We start from the raw sequence: 14,114 nt of genomic DNA, 5'->3' as shown, positions 1-14,114 counted from the left end.
TATTGTCTGTTCCGGCCTCTTCGCGGGCACGCCCGCTCCCACAGGGATCGCACATAACCTGTGCGGGCGTGCCCGCGAAGAGGCCTTTACAGGTTTAGCCTATTTGCGCAACGGATCATCCCAGAAATGCCGCTCAGCCTCTTGCTGGATGTCCGCCCGGCTCAAGCCCAGGTCATGCAGGGTCGCATCACTCAGGCTGGCCAGTTCCTGGCGCTGGCGGTACAGCTGCAGCCACCGGGCCGGGCGGTCCAGGGCCACATGCCACAGGTGGTTCAAGGAAAAGGCAGGTTGCTGGATGCTGCTGACATGACCTTTCATCGTGAAGCCCTCCGTGTTGATGGCTCCAGTCTCTGCCCAGGTTTAAGATCAATCCAACGAATGTTTCTGATGCCATGCATCTCGGAGATTGATGCAATGTCCCAATATCAGAGCCTTGATGCCGACGTGCTGCGCACCTTTGTCGCCATCGCCGAACAAGGTGGCTTCACCCGCGCCGGTGAAGTGGTCAACCGCACCCAGTCGGCGGTGAGCATGCAGATGAAACGCCTGGAAGAAGACATCCTGCAGCGCCAGTTGTTCGAGCGTGACGGCCGTCAGGTCCGGCTTACCGCCGAGGGCCAGGTGCTGCTTGGCTATGCCCGGCGCATCCTCAAGCTGCATGGCGAAGTGTTCAATACCCTGCGCATGCCGCACATGGTCGGGCTGGTGCGCATCGGCACGCCGGATGACTACGCCATGCGCTTTCTGCCGACCATCCTCTCCAGCTTCGCCCAGGCTTACCCGCTGGTGCAGGTGGAGGTGCATTGCGACTCGTCCAAACAGCTGATGCTGCGCCAGGACCTGGACCTGACCATCGTCACCCGCGAGCCGGGCAACGAGGTTGGCCAGTTGCTGCGCCAGGAACGCCTGGTATGGGCAGCCGCCGAAGGCTTCTGCCCGCAGGAACAACGGCCAATGCCGCTGGCGCTGTTCAACACTGACTGCTTCTGCCGCGCCTGGACCTGCAACGCTCTGGAGGCCCAGGGCATCGACTACCGCATTGCCTATACCAGCCCCAGCCTGGCGGCGATCTTTGCCATCGTCACCGCAGGGCTTGCAGTGACGGCGCAATTGCAGAGCCTGGTTGGTGGCAACATCCGCATTCTCGGCGAGAACGACGGGTTGCCGCAGTTACCACTGGCAAACGTGATGCTGCTGCGCAACAGCCAGGGCCAGTCGCCGATCACCGACTGCATGGCCGATTACATCGTTGAAGGGTTCCTTTGATCTGGGGCTGCTGTGCAGCCCTTTCGCGACACAAGGCCGCTCCTACAGAGGATCGCGCGCTTCTGTAGGAGCGGCCTTGTGTCGCGAAAGGGCCGCAAAGCGGCCCCGGCGATCTCACAGCTCGAACCCCAGCATCACCGCACACGCCACCAGAAACACACAGAACATCGCCCGCAATACTTTCTCTGGCAGTGCATGGGCCAGTTTCACCCCCCAGCTGATGCTCAGCAGCCCACCGACCGCCAATGGAATGCCCACGGTCCAGTCCACGCTGTGGTGCACCCCGTAGGTCACCAAGGTCACCAAGGTACTCGGCGCCGCCAACGCCAGTGACAACCCCTGCGCCACCACCTGGGTGGTACCGAACACACTGGTCAGAATAGGCGTGGCCACTACCGCCCCACCCACGCCGAACAGGCCGCCCATGGTGCCGGCAAAGCTGCCCAGCACGCCCAGCCAGGGCCAGGCGTAACGCAGCTCGGCGCTGGGCGGCGAGACCTTGAGGAACATACGCGCCACGTTCCAGATGGCCAGCGCTACCAGGAAGCCGACAAAGCCCAGGCGCATCGAGTGGGCATCGATACCCACCGCCCAGACCGAGCCGAGCCAGGCGAACAGGAAGCTGCACAGCGAAAGCGGCACGGCATGGCGCAGCTCGATGCGGTTGCGCTGGTGATAACGCCACAGCGCCAGCAGCACGTTCGGCACCACCATGACCAGCGCCGTGCCTTGCGCCAACTGCTGGTCGAGGCCAAACAGCACGCCCAGTGCCGGGATGGCGATCAGCCCGCCGCCAATACCGAACAACCCACCCATGGTGCCAAGGCCTGCGCCCAGTACGATATACAACAACCACTCGATCATCAGGGCCTCATCCGCCTGCGTTGGTAATGCGGGCATGCTAACGATTGCGCTCTGGCGGGGAAACGCACAGCAACGCACAATGGCTATGCGTTTCTTGCAAAAGCGGATGCTCATGAACCCCGATACCCTGACCGACCAGTTGAGCCTGTTTCTGGATGTGCTGGAGAGCGGAAGCTTCTCTGCTGCCGCTCGCCGCCATCCACTGACCCCGTCCGCCGTGGCTCGGCGCATCGACAACCTGGAGAGCGCAGTCGGTAGCCGCCTGTTCACTCGCAGCACCCATGCCGTACGCGCCACCCCGGCGGGCAATGCCTTCGCCGAACGCGCCCGGCGCATTCTCGAAGAGCTGCGCCTGGCCCGCGCCGAGGCCGTATCGCTGAGCAGTGCCCCGGAAGGCTTGATCCGCATCGATGCCCCGGCCGCCTTCGGTCGCCGTCACCTGGCGCCGGCAATCGCCGATTTCCTGGTGGCCTATCCGGGCCTGGACGTGCAATTGCGCCTGATCGACAGTTTCGTCGACCTGCATGGCAGCCACTTGGGCGAGGTCGACCTGGTGCTGCGCGCCGGCCCCTTGGCCGATACCCGGCTGGTGGCAACCAAGCTGGCGCACATGGTACGCATCGCCTGCGCCAGCCCGGCCTACCTGGCCAGCCGCGGCATGCCCAGCTGCCCCAGCGAGCTGCCCGGTCATGACGGCCTCGACTGGGACGGCCTGGCACCACCGTTCGCCTGGCGCTTTGCGGTCGACGGGCAGATGCGCCTGTACCGCCCGGCGCGCATGCGCATGGCTGCCAACAACGCCGAGACCCTGTTGTTCGGCGCGCTCGCCGGCCTCGGCATCGCCCACCTGCCTACCTGGCTGATCAGCGACTACCTGCTGCGCGGCGAACTGCTGCCGCTGTTCTGCGATAGCGGCCTGCCCGAAGCCGAAACCAGCGGCATTTATGCACTGCGCCTTGAACATGAAACGAACTCTCGCAGCCGTTTGCTGCTCGAATTTCTCAAGAGCCGCTTCAGCCCGGTTCCACCTTGGGACCTGGCGCTGCGCAGTGAACTGCGCTGGCAGTAAGCGCCCCAACCTTCAGCGTGCTAGATTTCTCCATTGATGACATTCAAGGACCTGCATGAACGCCAACACTCAAGCCTCTTGTGACGAGCTGCTGCTGGACAACCAGGTCTGCTTTGCTCTGCACTCCACCTCCTTGCTGATGACCAAGGTCTACAAGCCTCTGCTGCAAGCACTGGGCCTGACCTACCCGCAGTATCTGGCCATGCTCGTACTGTGGGAGCAGGACGGTCTTACCGTAGGCGAAATCAGCCAGCACCTGCTGACCGACCCCGGTTCGCTCACGCCCCTGCTCAAGCGCCTGGAAAGCGAAGGCCTGCTGCAGCGCAACCGCAGCCGCGAGGATGAGCGGGTGGTGCTGGTGCAACTGACCGACAAGGGCCGCGCCCTGCAGCAGCAGGCTCGGGAAGTGCCGCAGTGCATTCTCAAGGCCAGCGGCCGCAGCCTCGAACGCCTGCAACAGCTGCAGACTGACCTGCTGGAACTGCGCGACAGCCTGCAAAAAAACCTCTGACGGCTACGCTGTGTGCTGCCCGTTCCGATAAACGGTAAATATTTATCTTGCGCGCTAACTAATTGCGCGCTAAATTAAATCCCGTACCCACTCGACGCCACCTGATCACCAGGGGCGCACAGCACACTAGCGAGGCTCAAGATGCAAAAGGTCACTCCGCTGTACATCGCAGAAGCCACTTCCACCGGCGGTCGCGACGGCAAATCCCGCTCCAGCGACGGCAAGCTGGAAGTCAAGCTGAGCACCCCCAAGGAACTCGGCGGCGCCGGTGGTGACGGCACCAACCCTGAGCAGATGTTCGCCGCCGGCTACTCTGCCTGCTTCATCGGCGCTCTGAAGTTCGTTGCCAGCCAGGAGAAGAAAGCCCTGCCCGCGGATGCCTCGATCACCGCCAAGGTCGGCATAGGCCAGATCCCCGGTGGTTTCGGCCTGGACATCGACCTGAACATCAACCTGCCGGGCCTGGCTCAGGCTGACGCCGAAGCGCTGGTGGAAAAGGCTCATAAGGTCTGCCCTTACTCCAACGCCACCCGCGGCAATGTGGACGTGCGCCTGCATGTGACCGTGTAAATCACAGGCACAAAAAAACCCGGCCAAGGCCGGGTTTTTGCGTTTCGCAAGAAGGATTACTTCTTGGAGCGGCCTTTGAAGCTGTTGTCGCGCGTGTCGATGTCGATGAACTCACCGATTTCGATGAAGTCGGCAACCGAGATCTCGGTACCGTTCTTCAGCTTGGCAGGCTTCATGACCTTGCCCGAGGTGTCGCCGCGAGCAGCGTTCTCGGTGTACTCGACCTGACGGCTGATGGTGGTCGGCAGTTCAACCGATACCAGGCGGCCTTCGAAGAACACGGCTTCGCAGACGTCTTCCATGCCTTCTTCGATGTACGGCAGAACGGCTTCGATGTCCTCGGCGTTCAGCTCGTACATGGTGTAGTCGGTGGTGTCCATGAAGGTGTATTCGTCACCGTTGATGAACGACAGGGTCGCTTCTTTGCGATCCAGGATCACGTCGTCCAGCTTGTCGTCTGCACCGTAGACGGTTTCAGTCTTGTAGCCGGTCAGCAGGTTCTTCAGCTTGGTCTTCATGATCGCGCTGTTGCGACCCGACTTGGTGAACTCGGCTTTCTGAACCAGCCACGGGTCGTTGTCGATCCGCAGTACGGTACCGGGTTTCAGTTCTTTACCAGTTTTCATTACGAAGTATCCGAATCTGGATGGATTTATAAAAATCGAGGCCGCATATCATAGCCAATTTCGGTAAAACTGTACCAGCGCCTTGGCAAGGTCCGGCCGAGCGGCCTGGCAAGTGGCCCAATCACGGGCGTGCTGCTGCAGTTCCGCCCAGTGTTTGCGGGCTCCTTGCCAGGCGGCGTGCATGTCGCGGTTCATGTTCCAGGCACGCCAAAAGGCCATCAGCGCCTCGCTGGCGGCGTCCGACAAGCCCTGTCGATAATGGCTGAGGAAGGCTTCGAGCTTTTCCCAGTGGGCATTTTCCTCCTGCACATAGATGTGCCAGAGCATCGGCCGGCCGGCCCACTGGGCGCGGACGAACGAATCTTCCCCGCGCACCGCGTTGAAATCGCAGCTCCACAGCAGGCGGTCATAGTCATCCTGACTGACGAACGGCAGGATTTGCACGGTCAAGGTGCCGCGCTGGTGCACAGCGCCGGCTTGCAGCTGCTGCTCACCCAGCCAGGCCCCAAGGTCGCCGAGGATGCGCCCTTGCGGGACCAGCAGGTGAACCGGTCGGGCATCCTCGGCCAGCGCATCGAGCCAGCGCCCCAGTTGCCCGTTTTCGTAGGCGAACAGCGATATCAGCAGCGCGCCAGGCTGCGCCTGCACGCCCAGGCTCTGGAGAAATGCCGCACGCGCCTCGGCCGACTGCTCAAAGGCTTGCCGGCGCGACAGCAGGCTGGCCTCGCGCAACAGCCCACCGGTCTTGTCGGTGAAGCCGGGAAAGAAGAACACCTTGCGCAGGCCATTGGGCTGGGGCGATGGCAAGCCATGGCAGCCTTCGACCCAGTCCTCGGCACTGAGGTATTCAAGGTTCAGCCACAGCACCGGCGCCGGGCGAGCGCGCATCGCCTCGATGTAGGCCGCCGGCAACTGGCAGGCAAAGGCACCGATCACCACGTCGGCCGGCTCTGCGGGCTGCCAGTCGGCAGGCCAGGCACGCACCTCGACACCCTGCTGCCATTGCTGCGCGGCACCGGGATCGGCGCCCGGGCACAGCGGCACGAAGGCATTCAGGTCGTCCACCCACAGGCGCACCGCCAGGTCGTGCTCGGCCACCAGCTGCCGGGCCAGGCGCCAAGTCACGCCAATATCGCCATAGTTGTCGACGACACTGCAGAAAATGTCCCAGGTGGTTTTCATATGCCCTGCCTTGCCTTGCGCGAAAAGGGCGAATTCTGCGGATAATTTGTCGTCGACAAAAGCGCCGCACAAAAATTCTCCGGCAGCATGCGACAATGCCCCCTTCGCCCGCTCTGCCAGGAAGCTGCCATGCCCCGCCAACGTGAATTGAAGATCACCCTCAAACCGCTGCAACTGATTTTCTGCGTGGCCTTGGGCTTGTGGCTCGGCGCCGTGGCGATTGGCCTGAGCCTGTGGCTGGCGCTGCAGCTGTGGCCCGAACAGGTGGCCCCCGTGGCCCAGGCGGTGGCGCCGGCCTACAGCAAGCCTGCACCGGCGACTGCGCCCGCTCAGCCGGTGGACGCGCAAAGCGAGATGTTCGAGCGCTACAAGGACATCCTGCACAAGCAGGAAATCCAGCAGGCCGCTGAGGCTGCCCAAGGCAACCCGCGCAACCTCAATAGCCCCAAGTGCCAGTTCTGGCTTGCGCAGAACCGTACCGCGCCGACCGAGAAGAGCCAGGCCAACGTGCTGGAGTTCTGTTACTGACCATGGACAAGGCCACCCTGCTCAGCCGCATCGTCACTGCTCTGGAAACCGACATGGAGGTGCTGCGCCGTGCGGCGCTGACCGCCTACGAGGCCGCTACCGCCGAAGAGAACATCGCCGAGAACAAGTACGACACCCTTGGGCTGGAGGCGTCGTACCTGGCCACCGGGCAGGCGCGGCGCACGGCCGAGATTCGCCAGGCGCTGCTGACTTACCAGCAGTTGCGGTTGCGCGAGTATGACCCGGCGCGAGGGGTGCAGGTGAGCAACCTGGTGACTCTGGAGGATGACGATGGCGGGCGGCGCTTGCTTTTCCTCGGGCCTGAGGCGGCGGGTTTGAAGATTGGCGAGGGGGACGAGTTGGTGACCGTGATTACCCCCCGTTCGCCATTGGGACAGCAGCTGGTGGGCAAGAAGATCGACGACGAGGTGAAGCTTGGGGATCAGCTTTTCTACATCATTGATGCTGCCTGACCTGGCCTCTTCGCGGGCACGCCCGCTCCCACAGATAAGCACAAGATCTGAAGGCTGTGCAGTACCTGTGGGAGCGGGCGTGCCCGCGAAGAGGCCGGTACAAGCGACACCCCTTTAGGCCAAAGCGTCGAACCTCCCCGCCAACCCCCGCTCGGCAAACTGCTCCACCACAAAATCGATAAACGCCCGGGTCTTGCCCGGCAACAGCTTGTGCTCGGCGTAATACAGGCTGATATGCCCATCATCCACATACCAGTCTGGCAACACCCGCTGTAGCTGCCGGGCCTCCAGGTACGGCACGGCGAACGGCAAGCTGACCAGGGCGATGCCCAACCCTTGCTGCGCCACCGCACACGCCGCATCCGAATCGCTCATGGTCATCGCCTGACGCAACAGCAATGGCTGTTGTTCCTGCCATCGACTGGTCAAGGGCCAGGAACGTACCCGCCCGGTCTGTGGGGAACGGATCAGAATTCCGTCGTGGCGCTGCAATACCTGCGGATCTTCGATAGCAGCGTGCCGGCCCAGGTAGCCGGGCGCCGCCACCAGCACCCGATGGGCCGGGGTCAGCTTGCGCGCCACGACGCCCAGCGGCAGCTCGAAACCACCGCCAATGGCCGCATCGAAGCCCTGGCCGATCAAGTCGACCTGGCGGTTGTCGAAATGCCAGTCCGGGATGATTGCCGGGTAGCGGCGCAGAAATTCACCCAGCAGCGGCAGCACGTACAAGCGGCCGAACACGGTTCCCATGCTAACCCGCAGCAGCCCGGCCGGCTGGCCCTCGGCGCTGGCCAGGTTGGCCACGGCGTACTGGATGGTGCGGAAGCTGTCGCTCACCTCGCCCAGAAATCGCTGCCCGGCTTCGGTCAGGGTCAGCTTGCGCGTACTACGCTGGAACAGCCGCACCCCGAGGCGCGCCTCCAACTGGGCAACGTGCTTGCCCACCGCCGCCGGGGTGATGCTCAGGCGCCGGGCTGCCTCGGCGAAACTGCCCACCTCGGCACTACGGATGAAGCACTCGAGGGCGTTGAAGGATTCCATGGCCATTGATTACCAACCAAAGGTTTACTCTGCTAATAGTGATTGCCATCTTATCAGCAGGTAATCAGCAGTCGATACTGCGTCCATCCAAGGCATCCGGCCTTGCTTCCAGCAGGAGATCAGCATGTCCAAGCAACTTACCCTCGAAGGCAAAGTCGCCTTCGTCCAAGGCGGTTCGCGCGGTATCGGCGCGGCCATCGTACGGCGCCTGGCTCGAGAAGGTGCACAAGTGGCCTTCACCTACGTCAGTTCTGCCGGCCCGGCCGAAGCGCTGGCCGATGAGGTCAAGGCGGCTGGCGGTCAGGCCCTGGCCTTGCGCGCCGACAGCGCCGACGCCGCCGCGCTGCAACTGGCGATCGACGACGCGGTGAAGGCTTTCGGCCGCCTCGACATCCTGGTCAACAATGCCGGCGTGCTGGCGGTTGCACCGCTGGCCGAGTTCGACCTGGCGGACTTCGACCGCACCCTCGCGGTCAACGTGCGCAGCGTGTTCGTCGCCAGCCAGGCCGCAGCCCGCTACATGGGCCAGGGCGGGCGCATCATCAACATCGGCAGCACCAACGCCGAACGCATGCCGTTTGCCGGTGGCGCCCCGTATGCCATGAGCAAGTCGGCGCTGGTCGGCCTGACCAAGGGCATGGCCCGCGACCTCGGGCCGCAGGGGATTACCGTGAACAACGTGCAGCCAGGGCCGGTGGACACCGACATGAACCCGGCCAGTGGCGAGTTCGCCGAAAGCCTGATTCCGCTGATGGCGATCGGGCGGTATGGGCAGGCGGACGAAATTGCCAGCTTTGTGGCCTACCTCGCGGGGCCCGAGGCGGGTTACATCACCGGGGCCAGCTTGTTGGCCGATGGTGGGTTTGCGGCCTGATTTCAGCCTGTACCGGCCTCTTCGCGGGGCAAGCCCGCGAAGAGGCCGGTACAGATCAACCACTGACCCCCAGGCTCTGCTCCATGACCTCGAGAAACGCCCGCGCCGCCGGTGTCGGGCTCTGCGCCCAAACGGCATACAGATGGCGCACCGGCGCATCCACCAGCCGCGCTACAGCCACTCCCTCGAAGCCTTGGGCCACGCGCTCCGGCACCAGCCCGAGCGCCATACCCCGCTGCACGAACTTTTCCACCAGGCGAATATGCCCGATCTCGAACTGCACGCGCCTTACCAGCCCCGCCGCCTGAAACGCCTCGTCCGTCTGGCGCCGCGCCCCGGTACCCTCAGGAAAATCCACCAGCACCTGATCCGCCAGGTCTGCCAAAGCCAGCTGCGCCCTGCCCGCCTGCGCATGCCCCGGCGGCAACACGGCCACCAGTTCCTCCCGCGCCAGCAAGCGATGCTGCACCCCTTGCAGCACCTCGCCATGCCACAAGCCAATGAAACCGATATCCAGCCGGCGCTCGCAGACATCGGCAATCAACAGTTCGCTTTTTGCGGTAAGCCAACGCACGTCCACATCCGGGAAACGGCCATGAAACACTGCCAGCACATCGACCAGGTCCAACGCTGTCAGCGAGCTGATTTCGCCAATCGACAATCGCCCCCGAACCTGGCCGCACGCCGCCGCCACGTCATCGGCAATGCGCCTGGCCGCCTCCAGGGCAGGCCGGGCACTGAGCACGAACGCCTCACCGGCAGGCGTCAGGCGAACTCGCCGCGAACTACGCTCGAACAGGCTGACACCCAGCTGCGCTTCCAACCTTGCCACCTGGTGGCTGAGGGCCGACTGCACCACATGGCAACGCTCGGCGGCACGGGTGAAACTGCAGGTGTCGGCCACGGCCAGAGCGTATTCGAGTTGCTTGAGGTTCATCGATCTATCTGCTTTCAAGATTGATAAGCTGAAAACTATACATTGGCGTCATTCAAGACACTTCCAGATACTTGTTACCACTTACTGCCCGCGACGAGATTGCCCATGAAATCCCCCTCCCTGAGCCGCGCCCTGATCCTGCTGATGGCCACCGCCACCGGCCTGGCCGTGGCCAGCAATTACTACGCCCAACCGCTGCTGCACAGCATCGCGCAACAGTTCGGCCTGAGTACCGCCAGCGCCGGCAGCATCGTCATCGCCGCACAACTGAGCTACGGCGCCGGCCTGCTGCTGCTGGCACCGCTGGGTGACCTGTTCGAGCAGCGCCGGCTGATCGTGGTGATGACCGCGATCTCCACCTTGGGCCTGGTCATCAGCGCGTGTGCCCCAAGCCTGCCCTGGTTGCTGCTCGGTACCGCGCTTACCGGCCTGTTCTCGGTGGTAGCGCAGATCCTCGTGCCGATGGCGGCGACCCTGAGCGAGCCGCATCAGCGCGGCCGCGCAGTGGGCACCTTGATGAGTGGGTTGCTGCTCGGCATCCTGCTGGCGCGTACAGCCGCCGGTTTCATGGCCGAGCTGGGCGGCTGGCGCAGTATCTATGTGCTGGCCGCCGTGCTGATGGCACTCACCGCGCTGGCGCTGTACCGCAACCTGCCCGAACACAATAGCCATGCAGGCTTGAAATACCCGGCGCTGATCGGCTCGGTGTTTCGCCTGTTCATCGAAGAGCCGGTGCTGCGCCTGCGCTCGCTGCTCGGCCTGCTGGCGTTCAGCCTGTTCGCGCTGTTCTGGACACCGCTGGCGTTCCTGCTGGCACGCGAGCCCTATCACTACACCGACGCGGCCATCGGGCTGTTCGGCCTGGCCGGCGCCGCAGGTGCACTGGCGGCCAACTGGGCCGGGCGCCTGGCTGACCGTGGCAAGGGCTCGCTGGGCACCACTGTTGGCCTGGCGGCGCTGCTGCTGTCGTGGGTCCCGCTGGGTTTTGCCGAAAGCTCGCTGCTGGCGTTGCTGATCGGCGTGCTGGCCCTGGACCTGGCCGTGCAGCTGGTACACGTGAGCAACCAGAATGCCGTGATCGCCTTGCGCCCTGAAGCACGCACGCGGCTGAATGCCGGCTACATCACCTGTTACTTCATCGGCGGTGCGCTAGGCTCGTTGCTGGGCACGCAACTGTTCCAGCGCCAAGGGTGGATGGGCATCGTGGTGGCAGGCCTGGTGATCGGCACGCTGGCCTTGGTGGTATGGGGCGTTTCGCAGCGCAAGGCCGCCGCGCAACTGGCTTGAAGCCATCAGCGGACGTGACAACCCGCCGCATTACCCTCCGTCGCCTGGCCGTTGACTTGCCTGCCCCGGCGGCGCTCAGTAAGCGCTGGTCACAGACCTTTCGCTGACAGGACGACTCAATGACAAGACTCACGGTGCAATCCGGCGATTTCTTGCAAGGTGAAGGCGAGTTTCGCAATGGATCGCTCACACTCAAGACCCCGCGTAGCCCTTCACCCGGCGAGCGCATCTCACTGGCCCGCATCGCTGACCTGCGCCTGGCCAGCCTGGAGTCCAGCCGCAGCCTGGGCACCGCCCTCGGCTGGGGCGTGGCCGGGGCGCTGGTGGCCGGCCCGGTGGGGTTGCTTGCCGGGCTCTGGCTGGGCGGCAAAGAGGAAGAAGCCACCTTCCTGGCCACCTTCAAGGATGGGCGCAAACTGATGGCCATCACCGACGGCAAGACCTGGTCGAAGATCGACGACACCTGGCGCCAGCATCGCCGCCCGCCACCTGCCGATTGAAGACCCGCAGGACTGGGGCCTGATAAGATAGCGCCCCTTTTTCTGCCTGTTCCGGCCCTTTCGCGGGTGAACCCGCTCCCACAGGTACTGCATTGCTCTCACTGGCAGTGCAATACCTGTGGGAGCGGGTTTACCCGCGAACAGGCCTGCGCGGTCTTTCGCCCCAAGGACGCTCCCTGCATGCCCTTGCTTCGCCCTCACCTGCCCCTGAGCCTGCTCAGCCTGGGCCTGGCCCTGCACACCCCCCACGGCCTGGCACAGGACAGTGTCGAACTGGCCCCGGTGCAGGTCTCCGACAGCTACGGGGATGAGGGCTATCAGGTGCACGAAGCGTCAGTCGGCGGCTTTCAGCCCGCCCCCCTGCTCGACACCCCGGCCTCGGTCAGCGTGTTCAGCCAGCCACTGCTGGAAGACCGCCAGGTCCGCCTGCTCAGCGAAGTGCTGCAAAGTGACGCCTCGGTGGGCGACAGCTATGCCCCGATCGGTTACTACGAAAACTTCAACGTGCGCGGCTTCGAGCTCAACGCCGCCAGCAGCTACCGCATCAATGGCCAGACCATCGCTGGCGAGCAGAACGTGGCGCTGGAAAACAAGCAGCAGGTCGAGTTGCTCAAGGGCCTGTCCGGGTTGCAGAGCGGCGTATCGGAGCCCGGCGGGCTGATCAACTACGTGACCAAGCGCGCTGCCGACGTGCGCAGCGTGACGATTTCGACCAACGCTCAAGGCGAGCGCTACCTGGCCACCGACCTCGGTGGCTGGTTCGGCAGCGAGCGGCAGTTCGGCCTGCGTGCCAACCTGGCGCACGAGGACATCCGCTCCTACGTCGACCATGCCGACGGCCAGCGCGACTTCGCCTCGCTGGCCTTCGACTGGCAGATCAACCCTGATGCCACCTTGCAGCTCGATGCCGAATACCAGCACCGCGAGCAACGTTCTGTGCCGGGCTACCAGCTGCTGGGGGGCAGCGCACTGCCCCACGCCATCGACCCGAGTGACCGCCTGGCCTACCAGCACTGGGCGAAGCCCGTGCAGAACGACGCGTTGAATCTGGGTGGACGCTTCGAATACCGCTTCAACGAGGCCTGGACCGGCACCCTGAGTGCGTCGCGCAGCAAGGTGGTGATCGACGACTACAGTGCCTTCGCCTGGGGCAGCGAAGGTGGCCGGCAAGCGCACTTCAGCCCTGAAGGCGACTACGACATCTATGACTTCCGCAGCCCCGACGATACCCGCCGCACCGACGAGGCCCAGGCCATGCTCAATGGCCATTTCGACGCGCTGGGCATGCAGCACGACCTGACCGTGGGCAGCAGTGCCCGACGTCGCACGCTCGATCAGCGCCCGTATTACAACGAGTGGGTTGGCAGCGGCAACATCTACACCGGCGCACCGCCCGTGGCGCCGTCGAGTCAACAGGTCGGTGCCAGCGAAAGGCGCCTGGACAGCCGCCAGTACGGCCTGTTCGTCAGCGATCGCATCAGCTTCAGCGAACAATGGCAAACCGTTGTTGGCGCCCGCGAAGTGCGCCTGGACGAAAAGACCTGGGACGAGGACGGCGTAGCCGGGCGCCATACCCGGCAATACCAGTTGCTGCCCAATGCTGCCCTGATCTACAAACCACGCCCGGACACCACGGTGTATGCCAGCTATGCCAAGGGCTTGTCGGCGGGTGGCACTGCCCCGTGGTATGCCAGCAACGCGGCCGAGATCCTCGCCCCCACCCTCTCGCACCAGCTGGAGCTAGGCATCAAGCGCGACTGGCAAGGCATGAGCTTCAGCGCCGCACTGTTCCAGATTCGCCAGGCGTACCAATACGCACGCCCGGAAGGCGACGGCAGCTTCACCTATGTGCAACAGGGCCAGCAGAAGAACATCGGCCTTGAACTGGGTGCCAGCGGCTGGGCAACCTCCAACCTGCAACTTCAGGCCAGCGCAGCGGCGATTCGCGCCCGGGTGCAGAACAGCGGCACCGATGCCTATGAAGGCCACCAGGCGATCAACGTGCCGCGACTGCGCGCCGCCCTGCATGCCGAGTACAATCTGCCGGTTCCGGGCCTGGCATTGCTCGGTGGAGCACGCTACAGCGCCAGCAAGTATGCGAGCCAGGCCGGTAACGTCGAGGTGGGTGGGTACACTGTGTTCGACATCGGTAGCCGCTACCGCACGCAGATCGGTGGGTATGACACCGTGCTGCGGCTGACGGTGGATAACGTCTTCGACAAGCGCTACTGGCGCGATGTGGGGGATTACCTGGGCGACAACTACCTGTTCCAGGGGGCACCGCGAACGGCGCGGCTGTCTGCCTCAGTGAACTTTTGAGTCTCTGGAGCGAGTGACGGCCTTGTAGGAGCGGCCTTGTGTCGCGAAAGGGCTGCGAAGCAGCCCC

16 protein-coding genes are annotated in these 14,114 nt (G+C 64.0%); 10 read left to right on the top strand and 6 right to left on the bottom strand.

The features are described from left to right. Window positions 1-99: 99 nt before the first annotated feature. A complete protein-coding gene (locus APH33_RS02890; RefSeq protein WP_027919490.1) occupies window positions 100-318 on the bottom strand; it encodes a DUF1127 domain-containing protein in 219 nt (72 codons plus the stop codon). A 96-nt stretch (window positions 319-414) separates the two neighbouring features. Between APH33_RS02890 and APH33_RS02885 the strand changes: the two genes are divergently transcribed. Beyond that, window positions 415-1,266 (top strand): LysR substrate-binding domain-containing protein, encoded by an 852-nt coding sequence (locus APH33_RS02885; protein ID WP_054883767.1) that lies wholly within the window; start codon window positions 415-417, stop codon window positions 1,264-1,266. A gap of 114 nt (window positions 1,267-1,380) precedes the next feature. Here the strand turns inward: APH33_RS02885 and APH33_RS02880 are convergent, their stop codons facing one another. Beyond that, a complete protein-coding gene (locus tag APH33_RS02880; RefSeq protein WP_054883706.1) occupies window positions 1,381-2,130 on the bottom strand; it encodes a sulfite exporter TauE/SafE family protein in 750 nt (249 codons plus the stop codon). A gap of 112 nt (window positions 2,131-2,242) precedes the next feature. Here APH33_RS02880 and APH33_RS02875 point away from each other — a divergent pair, with 112 nt between their 5' ends. The 3 genes from APH33_RS02875 to APH33_RS02865 all read left to right on the top strand — a co-directional run bounded on the left by APH33_RS02875 (window position 2,243) and on the right by APH33_RS02865 (window position 4,280). After that, on the top strand, window positions 2,243-3,199 hold the full coding sequence (locus tag APH33_RS02875) for a LysR family transcriptional regulator (protein ID WP_054883705.1): 957 nt from the start codon (window positions 2,243-2,245) through the stop codon (window positions 3,197-3,199). A gap of 55 nt (window positions 3,200-3,254) precedes the next feature. Further along, on the top strand, window positions 3,255-3,710 hold the full coding sequence (locus APH33_RS02870) for a MarR family winged helix-turn-helix transcriptional regulator (protein ID WP_054883704.1): 456 nt from the start codon (window positions 3,255-3,257) through the stop codon (window positions 3,708-3,710). Between the two features lie 141 nt (window positions 3,711-3,851). After that, window positions 3,852-4,280 carry an organic hydroperoxide resistance protein gene (locus APH33_RS02865; protein ID WP_054883703.1) on the top strand — a complete coding sequence of 143 codons (429 nt, stop codon included), beginning with the start codon at window positions 3,852-3,854 and terminating at the stop codon, window positions 4,278-4,280. Window positions 4,281-4,336: 56 nt separating this feature from the next. On the opposite strand, the gene efp is transcribed toward APH33_RS02865, so the two are convergent. Then, on the bottom strand, window positions 4,337-4,906 hold the full coding sequence (gene efp, locus APH33_RS02860) for an elongation factor P (protein WP_054883702.1): 570 nt from the start codon (window positions 4,904-4,906) through the stop codon (window positions 4,337-4,339). A gap of 48 nt (window positions 4,907-4,954) precedes the next feature. Beyond that, window positions 4,955-6,088, bottom strand: coding sequence for an elongation factor P maturation arginine rhamnosyltransferase EarP (gene earP / locus APH33_RS02855; protein ID WP_054883701.1), 1,134 nt, complete (start codon window positions 6,086-6,088; stop codon window positions 4,955-4,957). A 129-nt stretch (window positions 6,089-6,217) separates the two neighbouring features. Between earP and APH33_RS02850 the strand changes: the two genes are divergently transcribed. Together APH33_RS02850 and APH33_RS02845 are read left to right on the top strand one after the other, a co-directional pair. Then, window positions 6,218-6,616: a hypothetical protein gene (locus APH33_RS02850; protein WP_054883700.1), complete on the top strand. Its 399-nt coding sequence runs from the start codon at window positions 6,218-6,220 to the stop codon at window positions 6,614-6,616. Between the two features lie 2 nt (window positions 6,617-6,618). Next, entirely contained in the window at window positions 6,619-7,089 is a 471-nt protein-coding gene (locus APH33_RS02845; protein ID WP_054883699.1) for a GreA/GreB family elongation factor, read from the top strand. A 114-nt stretch (window positions 7,090-7,203) separates the two neighbouring features. Here APH33_RS02845 and APH33_RS02840 read toward each other — a convergent pair whose 3' ends face one another. Beyond that, a complete protein-coding gene (locus tag APH33_RS02840) occupies window positions 7,204-8,136 on the bottom strand; it encodes a LysR family transcriptional regulator (protein ID WP_054883698.1) in 933 nt (310 codons plus the stop codon). A 118-nt stretch (window positions 8,137-8,254) separates the two neighbouring features. Between APH33_RS02840 and APH33_RS02835 the strand changes: the two genes are divergently transcribed. After that, on the top strand, window positions 8,255-9,004 hold the full coding sequence (locus APH33_RS02835) for a 3-oxoacyl-ACP reductase family protein (protein WP_054883697.1): 750 nt from the start codon (window positions 8,255-8,257) through the stop codon (window positions 9,002-9,004). A 55-nt stretch (window positions 9,005-9,059) separates the two neighbouring features. On the opposite strand, the gene APH33_RS02830 is transcribed toward APH33_RS02835, so the two are convergent. Next, on the bottom strand, window positions 9,060-9,941 hold the full coding sequence (locus APH33_RS02830) for a LysR family transcriptional regulator (protein WP_054883696.1): 882 nt from the start codon (window positions 9,939-9,941) through the stop codon (window positions 9,060-9,062). A gap of 105 nt (window positions 9,942-10,046) precedes the next feature. Here APH33_RS02830 and APH33_RS02825 point away from each other — a divergent pair, with 105 nt between their 5' ends. The 3 genes from APH33_RS02825 to APH33_RS02815 all read left to right on the top strand — a co-directional run bounded on the left by APH33_RS02825 (window position 10,047) and on the right by APH33_RS02815 (window position 14,047). Then, complete coding sequence (locus APH33_RS02825) at window positions 10,047-11,228, top strand: MFS transporter (RefSeq protein WP_054883695.1); 1,182 nt, start codon at window positions 10,047-10,049, stop codon at window positions 11,226-11,228. A 119-nt stretch (window positions 11,229-11,347) separates the two neighbouring features. Continuing rightward, complete coding sequence (locus APH33_RS02820; protein ID WP_054883694.1) at window positions 11,348-11,728, top strand: hypothetical protein; 381 nt, start codon at window positions 11,348-11,350, stop codon at window positions 11,726-11,728. A 180-nt stretch (window positions 11,729-11,908) separates the two neighbouring features. Further along, on the top strand, window positions 11,909-14,047 hold the full coding sequence (locus APH33_RS02815; RefSeq protein ID WP_054883693.1) for a TonB-dependent siderophore receptor: 2,139 nt from the start codon (window positions 11,909-11,911) through the stop codon (window positions 14,045-14,047). The last annotated feature ends 67 nt before the right edge of the window (window positions 14,048-14,114 follow it).

Source organism: Pseudomonas sp. NBRC 111130, from assembly GCF_001320485.1.
Taxonomy (GTDB): domain Bacteria; phylum Pseudomonadota; class Gammaproteobacteria; order Pseudomonadales; family Pseudomonadaceae; genus Aquipseudomonas; species Aquipseudomonas vlassakiae.
This window is presented reverse-complemented; position numbering and strand designations above follow the sequence as displayed.

What these genes read in the sequence shown, in the direction of transcription:
- APH33_RS02890 (WP_027919490.1), bottom strand. Translation starts at nt 318, where the DNA reads ATGAAAGGTCATGTCAGCAGCATCCAGCAACCTGCCTTTTCCTTGAAC.
- APH33_RS02885 (WP_054883767.1), top strand. Translation starts at nt 415, where the DNA reads ATGTCCCAATATCAGAGCCTTGATGCCGACGTGCTGCGCACCTTTGTC.
- APH33_RS02880 (WP_054883706.1), bottom strand. Translation starts at nt 2,130, where the DNA reads ATGATCGAGTGGTTGTTGTATATCGTACTGGGCGCAGGCCTTGGCACC.
- APH33_RS02875 (WP_054883705.1), top strand. Translation starts at nt 2,243, where the DNA reads ATGAACCCCGATACCCTGACCGACCAGTTGAGCCTGTTTCTGGATGTG.
- APH33_RS02870 (WP_054883704.1), top strand. Translation starts at nt 3,255, where the DNA reads ATGAACGCCAACACTCAAGCCTCTTGTGACGAGCTGCTGCTGGACAAC.
- APH33_RS02865 (WP_054883703.1), top strand. Translation starts at nt 3,852, where the DNA reads ATGCAAAAGGTCACTCCGCTGTACATCGCAGAAGCCACTTCCACCGGC.
- efp (WP_054883702.1), bottom strand. Translation starts at nt 4,906, where the DNA reads ATGAAAACTGGTAAAGAACTGAAACCCGGTACCGTACTGCGGATCGAC.
- earP (WP_054883701.1), bottom strand. Translation starts at nt 6,088, where the DNA reads ATGAAAACCACCTGGGACATTTTCTGCAGTGTCGTCGACAACTATGGC.
- APH33_RS02850 (WP_054883700.1), top strand. Translation starts at nt 6,218, where the DNA reads ATGCCCCGCCAACGTGAATTGAAGATCACCCTCAAACCGCTGCAACTG.
- APH33_RS02845 (WP_054883699.1), top strand. Translation starts at nt 6,619, where the DNA reads ATGGACAAGGCCACCCTGCTCAGCCGCATCGTCACTGCTCTGGAAACC.
- APH33_RS02840 (WP_054883698.1), bottom strand. Translation starts at nt 8,136, where the DNA reads ATGGCCATGGAATCCTTCAACGCCCTCGAGTGCTTCATCCGTAGTGCC.
- APH33_RS02835 (WP_054883697.1), top strand. Translation starts at nt 8,255, where the DNA reads ATGTCCAAGCAACTTACCCTCGAAGGCAAAGTCGCCTTCGTCCAAGGC.
- APH33_RS02830 (WP_054883696.1), bottom strand. Translation starts at nt 9,941, where the DNA reads ATGAACCTCAAGCAACTCGAATACGCTCTGGCCGTGGCCGACACCTGC.
- APH33_RS02825 (WP_054883695.1), top strand. Translation starts at nt 10,047, where the DNA reads ATGAAATCCCCCTCCCTGAGCCGCGCCCTGATCCTGCTGATGGCCACC.
- APH33_RS02820 (WP_054883694.1), top strand. Translation starts at nt 11,348, where the DNA reads ATGACAAGACTCACGGTGCAATCCGGCGATTTCTTGCAAGGTGAAGGC.
- APH33_RS02815 (WP_054883693.1), top strand. Translation starts at nt 11,909, where the DNA reads ATGCCCTTGCTTCGCCCTCACCTGCCCCTGAGCCTGCTCAGCCTGGGC.